The organism is thiotrophic endosymbiont of Bathymodiolus puteoserpentis (Logatchev), from assembly GCF_900127505.1.
Lineage (GTDB): Bacteria > Pseudomonadota > Gammaproteobacteria > PS1 > Pseudothioglobaceae > Thiodubiliella.
This window is the reverse complement of record NZ_UEXF01000052.1, coordinates 1-13404: the sequence shown is the minus strand read 5'-3', so window position 1 is coordinate 13404 and position 13404 is coordinate 1. Positions and strand designations below refer to the sequence as shown.

At 39.3% G+C, this 13404-nt stretch carries 13 protein-coding genes and 1 tRNA gene; 5 read left to right on the top strand and 9 right to left on the bottom strand.

What is annotated here, in order from left to right; all coding sequences use genetic code 11:
- Positions 1-8 precede the first annotated feature (8 nt).
- A complete protein-coding gene (locus BHECKSOX2_RS06655) occupies positions 9-866 on the top strand; it encodes a delta-class carbonic anhydrase (RefSeq protein ID WP_139682982.1) in 858 nt (285 codons plus the stop codon).
- A gap of 325 nt (positions 867-1191) precedes the next feature.
- On the opposite strand, the gene panD is transcribed toward BHECKSOX2_RS06655, so the two are convergent.
- The 6 genes from panD to infA all read right to left on the bottom strand — a co-directional run bounded on the left by panD (position 1192) and on the right by infA (position 5204).
- Positions 1192-1563 carry an aspartate 1-decarboxylase gene (gene panD, locus BHECKSOX2_RS06650; protein ID WP_139682969.1) on the bottom strand — a complete coding sequence of 124 codons (372 nt, stop codon included), beginning with the start codon at positions 1561-1563 and terminating at the stop codon, positions 1192-1194.
- A gap of 5 nt (positions 1564-1568) precedes the next feature.
- Positions 1569-2699 carry a sodium ion-translocating decarboxylase subunit beta gene (locus BHECKSOX2_RS06645; RefSeq protein WP_139682968.1) on the bottom strand — a complete coding sequence of 377 codons (1131 nt, stop codon included), beginning with the start codon at positions 2697-2699 and terminating at the stop codon, positions 1569-1571.
- A gap of 94 nt (positions 2700-2793) precedes the next feature.
- Positions 2794-4620: a sodium-extruding oxaloacetate decarboxylase subunit alpha gene (gene oadA / locus BHECKSOX2_RS06640; RefSeq protein WP_139682967.1), complete on the bottom strand. Its 1827-nt coding sequence runs from the start codon at positions 4618-4620 to the stop codon at positions 2794-2796.
- A 3-nt stretch (positions 4621-4623) separates the two neighbouring features.
- The gene (locus BHECKSOX2_RS06635) at positions 4624-4866 is read right to left on the bottom strand and encodes an OadG family protein (RefSeq protein WP_139682966.1); all 243 of its coding nucleotides are present in this window, start codon (positions 4864-4866) and stop codon (positions 4624-4626) included.
- Between the two features lie 22 nt (positions 4867-4888).
- Positions 4889-4973 (bottom strand) — tRNA-Leu (locus BHECKSOX2_RS06630).
- 12 nt (positions 4974-4985) lie between these two features.
- Positions 4986-5204 (bottom strand): translation initiation factor IF-1, encoded by a 219-nt coding sequence (gene infA / locus BHECKSOX2_RS06625; RefSeq protein WP_010645628.1) that lies wholly within the window; start codon positions 5202-5204, stop codon positions 4986-4988.
- Positions 5205-5321: 117 nt separating this feature from the next.
- Between infA and metF the strand changes: the two genes are divergently transcribed.
- Complete coding sequence (metF, locus tag BHECKSOX2_RS06620) at positions 5322-6140, top strand: methylenetetrahydrofolate reductase [NAD(P)H] (protein ID WP_139682965.1); 819 nt, start codon at positions 5322-5324, stop codon at positions 6138-6140.
- An 8-nt stretch (positions 6141-6148) separates the two neighbouring features.
- Here the strand turns inward: metF and BHECKSOX2_RS06615 are convergent, their stop codons facing one another.
- From BHECKSOX2_RS06615 to BHECKSOX2_RS06605, 3 genes are read right to left on the bottom strand one after another with little or no spacing between them, the layout of a single operon-like run.
- Entirely contained in the window at positions 6149-6583 is a 435-nt protein-coding gene (locus tag BHECKSOX2_RS06615) for a hypothetical protein (protein WP_139682964.1), read from the bottom strand.
- 45 nt (positions 6584-6628) lie between these two features.
- Positions 6629-7363 carry a uroporphyrinogen-III synthase gene (locus tag BHECKSOX2_RS06610; RefSeq protein ID WP_139682963.1) on the bottom strand — a complete coding sequence of 245 codons (735 nt, stop codon included), beginning with the start codon at positions 7361-7363 and terminating at the stop codon, positions 6629-6631.
- Positions 7364-7376: 13 nt separating this feature from the next.
- Complete coding sequence (locus tag BHECKSOX2_RS06605) at positions 7377-7973, bottom strand: hypothetical protein (RefSeq protein ID WP_139682962.1); 597 nt, start codon at positions 7971-7973, stop codon at positions 7377-7379.
- Positions 7974-8013: 40 nt separating this feature from the next.
- Between BHECKSOX2_RS06605 and BHECKSOX2_RS06600 the strand changes: the two genes are divergently transcribed.
- The 3 genes from BHECKSOX2_RS06600 to BHECKSOX2_RS06590 all read left to right on the top strand — a co-directional run.
- Entirely contained in the window at positions 8014-8967 is a 954-nt protein-coding gene (locus BHECKSOX2_RS06600; protein WP_180323700.1) for a calcium/sodium antiporter, read from the top strand.
- A 35-nt stretch (positions 8968-9002) separates the two neighbouring features.
- Positions 9003-9431 (top strand): tRNA (adenosine(37)-N6)-threonylcarbamoyltransferase complex ATPase subunit type 1 TsaE, encoded by a 429-nt coding sequence (gene tsaE, locus BHECKSOX2_RS06595; protein WP_425356614.1) that lies wholly within the window; start codon positions 9003-9005, stop codon positions 9429-9431.
- Between the two features lie 143 nt (positions 9432-9574).
- Positions 9575-13404 (top strand): two-partner secretion domain-containing protein (locus tag BHECKSOX2_RS06590; protein ID WP_139682960.1); only part of this gene is annotated, 3830 nt, incomplete at its 3' end.

Genomic DNA, 13404 nt, shown 5'->3' with positions numbered 1-13404 from the left:
AAAGAAAAATAATAAGTGTATTGGCTATAGTGGCATTATTACCCATTTATGCTAATGAAAAAAGGAGTGGTGACGATGTGCATAAGATTGTTTCGGATAAAGTTATATCTGAGCAACGAATGAAACTTGCAGGCAATACAAAAAGCAAAGGATACGGCCCTCAATCCCCTCGTGATATTGAGGCTGTAGCGGGTGATAATTTATTAACATTTAATACAGCGCCGTTATCCACACAAATGAATCTGTGTAATATTCATTTTCATAAAAATGCTGAACATAAAGGGGGCGAGTTTACTCAATATGCAGGTAATGGAGATGGAGATGGGTTTCAAAGTGGTTATAAATACTCGGGTAAATTAAATGTTGCCGAGCTTAAATCAGTAGCGCATGACATATGCCCTAGTAAGCATGGGGCTTTAAGTGTTGGCGATACTATTGAAGTTCACTATGTGCATTCAACTGCTCAGGTTAAACCAGGGCCAACTTTAGGTTCATGCTTAAGCGATGCAATAAAAAACCCTCAGTTGCGCGTTGAAACACAGGTGTATGTTTTGGTTAATAACAAGGATGCACTTGATTTTGGCAACTTATCCAAATATGAAATCAAGAACGATTTATATCAAGCAATAAATATTCCAAACAATACGGGCACCCCTATTCAATACGCTGGATCAACCACAGGCCCTGATTACAATGAAAAAGGCTCACCATTTCAAGTTACTTGGCGTGTTAGACCTAAAGTAGCCAAAGTTAATATTGAGAGTGTTGGTCAATGGTGTAAAGGTAATGTTTTCAATGAAGATCACGCACACGGCGTGAGAAATCTTGTTACCAATCCTAAACTTCTTTCCAAAATTAGTCAGTAAACTTAAACAGACGGGCGGCTTACCAAAGGTTAGCAGGGTAAATATATTCGGGTAATGAAGTTGCATTACATCACTTTTGAAAGGTAAGTTAAAATCAGCATTGAAGCCACCTACCGCTTTGTTCTTAAGAACAAAGCGGTAGGTGGCGTATACGCCATCAACACAAGCGGTATCGCAAAGCGCTACGGTAAGATAGAAGTGTTGCACTTATGGATTGAATTCGCCACAGAATCAATTAAACCTGATGAAATTAGCGCCTCATCGTCATTTAATTTTTAACAACTAACTTTGAGAGACCTTTGCATAATATCTTGAATAACTTCTTTCATAGGCTTATACTGGCGCCTACTTTGGTTAAAATATTTTTATCATCAACATAGCACAATGTCGGCATGTAATTTTTAATTTCAATTTCATTATAACTGGCATAAGAAGCAATAATCAACAAATCCCCCACTTGTGCTTTGTGTGCGGCGGCGCCATTCACAGAAATCACGCCTGAGTTGTCTTTGCCACGGATGGCATAGGTGGTAAAACGATTGCCGTTGTTAATATTGTAGATTTGAATTTGCTCAAAAGCACCAATTCCTGCTGCATCTAATAAAATACCGTCAATCTCACATGACCCTTCATAGTCCACTTCACTGGCAGTGGTGGTTACACGATGGAGTTTGGCTTTTAAAAATGTTCTGTGCAAAATAATTAACCCAAAAATTGAATCATAATACCAGCGGCAATCGCTGAGCCTATGACACCTGCCACATTTGGACCCATGGCGTGCATTAAGAGGAAATTGTGCGGGTCGGCTTCCAACCCCACTTTGTTAGAAACACGGGCTGCCATTGGTACAGCGGAAACCCCAGCGGAGCCAATCAGCGGATTGATTTTATTTTTACCAAAGGCGTTCATTAATTTTGCCATCAATAATCCACACGCCGTGCCAATGGCAAAAGCCACCATGCCCAGTACCAAAATACCCAGCGTTTCAGGTTGTAAAAACTTATCTGCCATCAGCTTTGAGCCAACTGCCAAGCCCAAGAAAATAGTCACAATATTAATTAAGGCATTTTGCGTGGTATCGCTCAATCGATCAACCACACCTGATTCCTTCATCAAATTACCAAAGGCAAACATACCCAATAACGGCGCTGCATCTGGCAAGAGTAATGCCACCAACATCAACAACATCACGGGGAAAATAATTTTCTCCGCAGTGGAGACTTCACGCAATTGCACCATTTTAATTTGGCGCTCTTTCTTAGTGGTTAACGCCCGCATAATTGGTGGCTGAATCAATGGCACCAACGCCATGTAAGAATAAGAAGCCACGGCAATTGCCCCCAATAAATCGGGCGCTAATTTTGATGCCACATAAATACTGGTCGGCCCATCCGCTCCCCCAATAATACCAATGGCAGCGGCATCATTAAGGCTAAAATCAAAAATCCCCATGGCGCTCAAACCAATGGCACCCAACAAAGTGGCAAAAATACCAAACTGTGCCGCTGCACCAAGTAACAAAGTCTTGGGATTGGCCAGCAATGGCCCAAAATCAGTCAAAGCACCCACACCCATAAAAATAATCAATGGAAAGGCACCCGACTCAATGCCCACTTCATAAAATATATGCAAAATCCCATTACCCTCAGCGATACCTGCCCCTGGAATATTGGCTAAAATCGCACCAAAACCAATAGGCAACAACAACAATGGCTCAAATTTTTTAATAATAGCCAAGTATAAAAGCAGCATTCCCACCAGCAACATCAGCCCCTGACCCCAAGCCATTTGCTGTAATCCTGTATTTGCCCAAAGCATGTTTAATTGTTCCATTGAGAGACCTTGTGATTATGAATAATTAGAAAAATAATATTGTTGATATTGACACATAGAAACCTTTGCAATAAATAAAAATGATCAAGGCGGGCTATACCATGCTTAATAAGGTTTGACCTACGGTTACCGCATCGCCCTCTTTGACGCTAACACTGGCGACTATGCCAGATCTGGCTGCTTTGATTTCAGTTTCCATTTTCATGGCTTCTAAAATAACCAACACATCGCCTTCATTGATTTTTTGATGAGGCAATACCATTACCTTCCAAATATTGCCAGAAAGCGGGGCGCCGATTTCTTCTGCATTTGCGTTGGGTATTTTGTCAATCATTTGCTTTTCTGTTGGTGCTACTGGCGCAACGACATCTACAGCGGACTTCATTGAGGTGACATTACCGCCTGCAGACACATCAACTTTGTAAGAGGTGCCTTTGAATGACACGGTATAACTGCCCTCTTCGGTTGAATTATTAACGCTATTGCCGACCTTGGGAGCGGATTCGAAAAATTCGGCGTTATCGCGATTTTCTATAAAGCTAATACCAACTTGTGGGAATAAAGCATAGGTCAGCAAATCATCGATTTTATTGTCAGCTAGGGTCAAACCCTTTGCTGCCACGATTTTGTCAAACTCCTGCTCCAAAATGTGCATTTCTGGTGCGATATTGTCTGCTGGACGACAGGTAATTGGTTCGTTACCATCTAGCACTTTGGTTTGCAATGCTTGATTAACTGGAGCAGGTGTTGCGCCGTATTCGCCTTTTAAGATGCCTGCGGATTCTTTGGTGATGGTTGTATAACGATCGCCTGTTAAGACATTCAAAACCGATTGTGTGCCAACAATTTGCGATGTGGGTGTTACCAATGGAATGTAGCCTAAATCCTTACGCACGCGTGGAATTTCTGCCATGACCTCGTCCATTTTATCAAGGGCATTTTGCTCGCGCAATTGGCTTTCCATATTGGTCAACATACCGCCGGGCACTTGTGATAATAAAATTCTGGAGTCCACGCCTTTAAGTGAGCCTTCAAACTGTGCATATTTGGTACGAATGGGTCTAAAGTAAGCGTCAATCTCTTCTAATTTTGCCAAATCTAGGCCGGTTTTTCTTGGGCTGTTTTCTAAAATAGACACCACTGAATTGGTAGCTGAGTGTCCATAAGTCATGCTCATAGAGCCAATGGCTGTGTCCACACGGTCAATGCCTGCTTCCACTGCTTTGACAATCGAAGCGGTTGATAAGCCTGTGGTGGCATGTGCATGTAACTGAATGGGAATATCAACGGTTGCTTTGAGTTTTTTGACCAAATCATACGCATCATAAGGGCGTAATAAGCCTGCCATATCTTTGATACATAAAGAATGGGCACCCATATCTTCAATAGCCTTTGCCATATCAATCCAAGTTTGCATGGTATGCACTGGACTAACGGTGTAAGAAATTGTGCCTTGGGCGTGTTGGCCTAATTTAACAGTTTGATCAACTGCCGTTTTTAGGTTACGCATATCGTTCATTGCATCAAAAATACGAAACACACTGACGCCATTTTCAGCGCAACGCTCAATAAATTGACGCACCACATCATCACTATAATGACGGTAACCGAGTAAATTCTGCCCCCTGAGCAACATTTGCTGAGGGGTATTGGGCATGACTGCTTTGATTTCACGAATTCTGTCCCAAGGATCCTCACCAAGATAGCGAATACAAGAATCAAAAGTTGCGCCACCCCAAGATTCCATAGACCAATAACCAATCTTATCTAATTTATCAGCGATTGGCAGCATATCATCGATACGCATTCTGGTTGCAAATAAAGATTGGTGTGCATCTCGCAAAACAAGCTCAGTAATTTCTACTTTCTTCTGATTTTCAGTCGTAGGTTTTTGAATAACATTCTTTAGAAAATTTATCATACTCTACGCCCCTCTATGCATCTTGATAGCTTGCTCTATCACGAACTTAGCCTCTTCATCCAATTCGTCCGCCATCTCGTCACGATGAGGCGCTCCAGCTTCAACTGGCGTTGAATCTTGTATTTTTTGAATAATAATTGACATAAGCTTGGTCACAAACACCAATAAAGTCAAAAACAAAAAAACAAAACCCATTCCAAAAAGGGTTAGGTTTAAGGCTTCTGCTATTAAATCTACTTGTTCCATATTATTCACTTTAGTTTAAATTTGGTACCGATGGACGGGGTCGAACCGTCACTCCTTGCGGAACTGGATTTTGAATCCAGCGTGTCTACCAATTCCACCACATCGGCTTAATCTTTTTTTTATTTATGTCTGAAAGTAATTCTACCCTTTGTTAGGTCATAAGGTGTCATTTCTACAGTCACCTTGTCTCCTGGTAAAATACGAATATAGTGTTTACGAATCTTACCAGAGATGTGCGCCAATACACTGTGGCCATTCTCTAATTCAACCGTAAAAGTAGTGTTGGGTAATTTTTCTTTAACCACACCCTCTAACTCAATATAATCACTTTTCGACATACACACTCTTTTAAACAAAAAAAAGTTATTTTACCCGATTGTTGCGACTTAGACAAAAGCTTTAACGCCATACAAATACGCTATAATTAGCGCTTTTTACAAGCATTTATAATGCCAATGAAAACAAGTTTCGAATTTTTTCCACCACGAACAGAAAAAGGCAAGCAAACTTTACACCAAGTTCGACAAGAACTGAGTAGTATCAATCCAGAATATTTTTCTGTGACTTTTGGTGCACTTGGCACAACACAAGAGGCGACATTAGAGACAGTTTTAGATATTCAAAAAAATGACACTGTCGCTGCTGCGCCTCATCTATCTTGCATTGGTTCAAAAAAAGAAATTATTATTGAATTGCTTGACCAATATAAAGCAGCTAATATTAATCGGCTTGTTGCACTTAGAGGTGATATCCCATCTGGCGTGCGTGATATTGGTGATTTCCATTATGCCAATGAACTGGTTGAATTTGTTAAGTCGCAATACAACAATCACTTCCATATTGAAGTAGCCGCCTATCCTGAGGTACACCCAGAATCCAAAAATAGACAAACTGACTTACAACATTTTGCTGACAAAGTAAAAGCGGGCGCAGATGGTGCTATCACACAATACTTTTATGATGCTGAGGCTTATTTTAAATTTGTTGATGAAATAGAAAAACTCGGTGTTAGTATTCCAATCATTCCGGGCATTATGCCGATTACCAACTACACACAGCTGGTAAGATTTTCCAATATGTGTGGTGCAAAAATTCCCAATTGGATTTTAAAAAAATTAGAGCTGTATCAAGATGACCTTGACTCACTCAGCACATTTGGATTGGAAGTTGTCACCAACTTGTGTCAAACTCTAAAAGAGCAAGGGGTTAATAATTTCCATTTCTACTCAATGAATCGCTCTCAGCCTTCCCTAGAAATCGCTAAGCATTTATAAAAGTATGCTTAATGTTGAGATTTGACCCAACCTTGTAGATCGTGTAATTCTTTTTTGTCTTGAGAGTGACACCGCTTCTCAAGAATATCTAGTCGCTCAGTAAGCTCAGAAAACACCATTTCATAATGTTGATTTTTAATTTCTTCTTTATAAAGTTTGGACTTTAGATTGGTGATAATACCATGATAGACTTTATCATTGGCACCATGAATGGCGTTATCAACTTCTATTTTATGGATAGCATCATCCTTAATCTGTTGCATTTTTTGAATATGTTGGTCTTGCTCAGAACTCATATTAACACTCGGATACGCCAACCTCAAACTGTCTATTGTTACATAGCCTTCATGCGTTTGCAGTTTGCCGTTATTGATTTGATTTTGAATATCAAAACGACTAATGCCCAACATTCTTGCTGCCTTAGATACACTCAACTTAACCACAATCTTCTCCCCAAGAAATAAGTTATGGTTAACAATAAACCTATTTTATGTTTTTGTCAAGTTTATTAACGCCTCAAGTAAACCTTCATCACTAATTTTTGTAACAACTTCAACTTGGGTAAAACCTATAGATTGTGCAAAAGTTTTAATACGCTCACTTAACACTACCAATGGATAACGCTTGATTGTGCTTAGCGCATCGGTATCAATTTGCCCAACTATTGACAAAAGTGCAGTGAGATTTTCAACACTGGTTGCGGTAATAATACCTTTGTCACTTTGTAAAAATTCTGACAAAGCGCTATGATGCAATGGTGTGGTATCACACACCACACGCTGATAAACTTCAATATATTCAACCGTATTATGCTGTTCCAGCCCTTCTTTGAGTGTTTCTCTTCCGCCTTTGCCTCGAAAGATCAAAATATCTTTACCTCTCAGTATTTTAACTTCTGACATTGCCAACAATGCTTCACTAGAGGCTTTTTCACTGGGAAAAGCATCAACCTCAAAACCGTATTCATTAAGTTTATTTGCAGTTGCTACGCCTACAGCAAAAAATCTACACTGCTGATATTTTAAGTTTTGAAGTGTTTCTAAACTATACTCAACCGCATTGCTACTTATAAAAATCAGCACATCATAATGGCTTTTAAGCGGCACATGACTTAACGCCTCAACCTCTAAACTGGGAAACAAAATAGGCTTGTAACCACTCTGACTTACCAAAGTTTGCAATGGTTGGACTTGCGCTAAGGCGCGTGTTAGTAAAATATTCAAATTAAGAACGCCTCTAAAAACCCAATAATTCAGCAATAATGCGAATTTTATCCAATGTTTCTCGCTCTGCAAATTTGCAAATCAAGACAGTCTTAGTGTTGACATTAACGATGCTTTCAAGGTAGATGCGTATTTGTTTTTCGTCCCATACCTGTGCAGAATATAACACTGGATATTGATTAAAACTCAATATTACATCTGAGACTTGCGCTTCTTGTAAGCCCAGTTTAAGTGTTTTAGATGATTGGAAGCACACTTTGTAGCCAGACAATAGTTTCATTATCTCTGTGCTTGGTGCTTTATCAACTTCGCAAAATAAAATAAAATGTTGCCAATAGTCTTGCACTTCACTTAGGGTTTTTTTTAGTGCTGTTGCGTCTGTTAATTGCAAATACTCAATCGTTAATACCAGCGTAAACTCACTCTCTTCATCTTCTTCAATGTCGCTAAAAATTTGCTCTAAATCTTCATCCGTATCAATCGGCAATGATAGTGTTTTAAAGATAGCGGCATAATAATCAAAACGCCAATCTTGGGGTAAATCATCGGGATAAAAATCATCTTGTAAATCAAGCCCACTACGACCAATTAAAAATTCTGTTTTATTCATTTGCCTCTATAATAAGTAAAAAATTATTGCTTCATTAATTATGCCCGACATTCTACTACCAATTATTGCTCTTTTAGCAGGTTTTATACTTTTAATTTGGAGTGCTGATACATTTACTGAAAATGGTGCAAAGATTGCTAATATTTTCAAAGTGTCGCCTTTAGTGATTGGTTTGCTTATTTTTGGTTTCGGCACTTCAGCACCTGAGATGTTGGTATCAGGCTTAGCGGCAATAGATGGCAATACAGGGCTAAGCATCGGCAATGCCATCGGTTCTAATATTTTTAATATCGCATTGGTGCTTGGCGTGAGTGCCATTATCGCTCCTATTGAAGTAAAAAGTGGTGTTCTAAAAAAAGAATGGCTGTTCTTAATGGTTGCCACGCTTGTGACAGGTTACTTACTATGGGATAGATATCTTGGCGTGACTGATGGTTTGATTTTAGCGTCTTTGCTGATTTTATTTTTAACTTACACTTTAATAAGTGCCAAAAATTCAAATCACCACGAATTCGACGAATTTGAGCAAACTGTTAATAAAGACCAAACAGGAAAAACTTGGTTGATGCTTATCATTGGTTTAATCGTATTAATTTCTAGTGCAAAATTGATTGTATGGGGGGGTGTAGAAGTTGCAAGATTCTTTGAAATATCTGACTTAATCATTGGTTTAAGCATTATTGCACTTGGTACCAGTTTGCCTGAGTTAGCGGTATCTATCTCTAGCGTTTTAAAGAAGCAATATGAGATGGTGGTTGGCAATGTGATTGGCTCTAACCTATTTAACACCATTGCTGTTCTTGCTATTCCTGGACTTATTCATCCATCTAAAGTGGCAGATGAAGTTATTGTTCGAGATTACCCAGTGATGCTGCTACTTACATTACTGCTATTCATCCTATCTTATAAGTTTCATAAAAAGCATAGGATTAATCGCTTCGAAGGTATCGTATTGGTGAGTGTGTTTAGCGTTTATATGTGGCAGTTATTCTAAGAGCGCCTCGGGTGAATCTAGTCTTTCACAGTGAGATTGAAGTGGCAAAATTTGCTCAGGTCTTAGCGCGCAATGTAAAAAATCTTAATAATTCTATCGTTATTTACCTAAAGGGTGATTTGGGTGCAGGGAAAACCACAATAGCAAGAAACTTCATTCAAACTTTTGGTTTTAAGCGTGTCAAGAGCCCTACTTACTCACTGGTCGAAAGCTATCAAAATCAAACGATTAACATTCATCATTTTGATTGTTATCGCTTAAGTGATCCAGAGGAATTAGAATATATTGGCATTCGGGAATATTCACAAGGCAATTCTATTCAACTGATTGAATGGGCAGAATTGGGCAAAGGTATGATTGCTCCTGCTGATTTAATCATTCACATCACTGGCGAAGATAACAGCAGGACTTTAACGCTCACGCCACAGAGTAACATCGGGGGGAAAATACTGGGATTTTTATAGCATAAATAGCCCAACCTAAAAAACCCACAACCCATTGATTTAAAATATAAATAACACATTTACCTCAGCAAAAATTAGATTTTGCCAATCATCCCTATTTATGCAAAGGCCTCAAATAACAAATAATTCAACATACCAACTCAATGGAATTCTTTAGGGCTAAAATAAAACTTTTTAAAAAAACCAATCCAAAACACCAAGTGCACACACTCAAAAAGCCCTTCACCCTGTTGTTAATCCTCAGCCACTTAAACGCTTTTGTATTAAGTGTAGGTGTAGGTATAGGCGTAGGCAGCATAAGCAATGTCTACGCCGCCAATCAAGTCGTAAACACCACCAAAAGCCCAACAACTTTTATAGACACAACAGCCAACGGGGTTGATTTAATCAATATTGCAAACCCCAACTCTGTTGGGGTTTCTATCAATCACTACAACAAGTTTAATGTCGGCAATCAAGGGGCAATACTCAACAACTCAAAAGTCATGGGCACCTCACAACTTGGTGGTGCGGTATATGGCAACCCTAACCTTAACCAAAACGCTGATATTATCCTGAATGAAGTAGGCACTACTAATCGCTCAGTATTAAACGGTGCTTTGGAAGTGTTTGGTCAAGATGCAGCTGTGGTGATTGCCAATCCTAATGGCTTTGATTGTAATGGCTGTAGTTTTATCAACACTTCCAAGCTGACTATGGTGAGTGGGCAATCACGGATGAGTGATGGTGCAATAACTGGCTTTAAAATCAACAATGACCTAACTTCTAATTTTGTCATTGGCAAGCTTGGTTTATATGCCAATAACACAGATGAGGTTAATATCATCTCAAGAGCCATTGCGCTAAGAGGAGAACTTCAAGCCAAACAAGACCTAGCCTTAAAACAAGGTAATGATTATTATAACTACACGACTGGTGAGGTTAGCTCAGATGCCAACGCCTCTGCTATTGAGTTTGGCATTGATGCCTCACATCTAGCCAATATCTCAGCAGGTAGCATTAAACTCATCGTTACTGAAAAAGGTGCAGGCGTTAATACCGCAGGTGGCAATATTATCACCGACTTATCCAAGTTAGAAATCATGGCTGATGGTGATCTAGTATTAAAAGCAAACCTGAGCTCACAAACAGACATTAGCCTAACTTCTCATAGTGGAGATATCACGCAATCAGGTGATATAAAAGCGGTACAAAATATTGCTATTAATACAAATCAAACCTATCAAAACGAGGGTAAAGACACCATTGCCCAAGCCAACTTGGATATTAGCGCCAATACGCTTAACAATCAAGGTGGGCAACTGGCAGCAGGTGCTAATCTCAATATCACAGCCAACACGCTAAACAATACCCAAAACACCGCTCAAACCCAAGGGGGATTAATTTATGCAAAAAATCAGCTACATATCACCGCTGCTAATCAGCTGTTAAACGATAAAAGCTCAATCGTTGCACAGGGCAGTATTCTCATTAATGATACAAACAACAACTTAAATAACAACTCAAATAACAACTCAAATAACAACTCAAATAATGGCACAAACAATAACTTAAACCTAGTCATTAATAACAAATCAGGCGTGATTAAATCTGATAACAATATCACCATTAATGCCAAAACCCTTAACAACACCGCTTATCGTTATGATGCCAAGCAAGATGATAATGATGGCTACTATGGCTATGATGTTAATGAGAAGGTTGTTAAGAGCGACTATGTCATGGATCAAACGCTAATACTAGAACAAGACGAGGCAGTATCCACTCTTGCCTCACAGTTATCACTGATATCAGCAGGCAATAATATTACTATCACCGCCTCTCAGGAAATCAATAACCTTAGCTCCATCATCACTGCTAGTAACGATGTTACGATTAACACCAATACCTTTAAAAATAATACAGACTCAATAGATACCCACAATCTATATCGCAAGTGGGGCAAGATGTGGCAAGAAAAATATTGTGAAAAGAAAAGAAACTGGTGGAGTGGTGGTGGTTGTAAAAGATACGCTTATCGCACTAAGTACGCTGACATAGTAGATAGTAGAAGTGAGGTAGTTTATAGTATAAACAAAGCCGCTATTAGTGCAGGTAATAATTTAACCATAAATGCTACCACCATTATCAATGGCTATAATACCGATAACCCAGAGTACGAACCTAACGCACAAGCACCTGAGAGCGCACCTGCTGCAAACGCAGATGGCGCTAGTAACGACCCAATATTAACCATCAAGCCTAATATTGATACCGATAGTCAAATTGGCGCTATTGCCTTAAATGGTGAGTATAGGGTTATAAAACCTAGTGCTAAGCAACCTTACCTAATAGAAACTAGAAATCAATTTGTTGATATTACCCAGTTCAAAGCCTCACAATACCTATTCGCCAGACCCAATATTAGATTCTTAGATCCAACAATGTCTAATCCTATTACCCTAGGCGATGCCTATTGGGAGCATCAACAACTACAAAAACAAATTAACGAGCAAACCAAAAAAGCACAGCTGTATGCAAATTTTGATATGAATGCCACCTTTGATCGGCTCTTTAATCAAAGCAATGAAGAATATGAAAAACTAACCGACCAAGGCGTTGAAATCACCCTTGGTGTATCGCTTAGCAAAGCAGCCATCAAGGCTCTAACTCAAGACATCGTTTGGTATGAAAACCAAACCGTTGAACTCAATGGCAAACAATACACAGCACTGATGCCAAGACTCTATTTAGCCAATGCAACACTGGATGATTTAAGCAAAACACCTCAAGCGTTCTTAAGCGCACAAAACATCACCATCAACAGCAATGGCACAATCGTCAATAGTGGCAATATAACCTCAGCAAAAGACACCCACATTAGTGCTAACAATATCACTAATCAAAACGGTGCGCTTAAAGGCAACAATATCAATCTAAACGCACAAAACACCCTTTTCAACCAGTCAGGGGATATAACAGCAAATAACAACCTCAACCTAACAGCAAAAACCCTTACCAATATTGCCAATCAACAAACCACAACACAAAAAAGAGACACAACAACAACCATTGGCAAGGCTTCAAACCTCAAAGGCAAAAACATCAGCATCAACGCTGAAGATATGAGCAATACAGCCAGTAATATTAAAGCACAAAACTTAACTATTACAGCCAATAACCTCAATATCACGACCCAGCAAAACACCACCGATCTAAAAGCAGGTGGTGGTGATAACTACTCCAACTCACAAAGCATTCAGCACCAAGGCAGTCACATCAAAGTAACTGGTGATTTAAACATTAATGCAAATAACATCAACATCCAAGGCTCAAAAGTCTCTGCCAATAATGCCACTATAAAAAGCGATAATCTAAACATAGCCTCAGTTCAAGACTCCAAAGCCACTCAAATGAAAGCCAGCTCTAAGGGCTTTTTATCTAGCAGTGTTAGTATTGACACCAAAGCCACTGTAAATAATATTGCCTCAAATCTAAGTGCCAATAACCTCACTCTAAAAACCACTAAAGAGGATATCAACATCACCGGCTCTAATATAGAAGCACAACAAAAACTCAGTCTAGATAGCGCCAAAGACATCAACATCCAAGCAGGCTATGATGGTAGCCTGAATGAGTCTTACAGTAAAACATCTAGTTTCTCCCTTGCAGGTTTGGTTGGGATGGGCTCGCTCTACAGCTCTACTGAGGACTTAGAAGGTAGGATTAAAAAAACCGCCGTTAACTCAACCCTCAGTGGCAATAACATTACGCTTAATGCCAACAACAACATTCATGCAGTGGGTGTTGACATTCAAGCAGACAATAGCATTAGTGGTAACGCCAAAGATATCAACATCCAAAATGCCAACAACACCGATACCAATTATTCTAAACACAAAAAAATAAAGATAAGTCTTGCAGATGTGCTCGGCACTATTGCCAAAAACCCACTACTACTCAAAAAAGAAAGTGATGGCAAAGTCTCATTTAC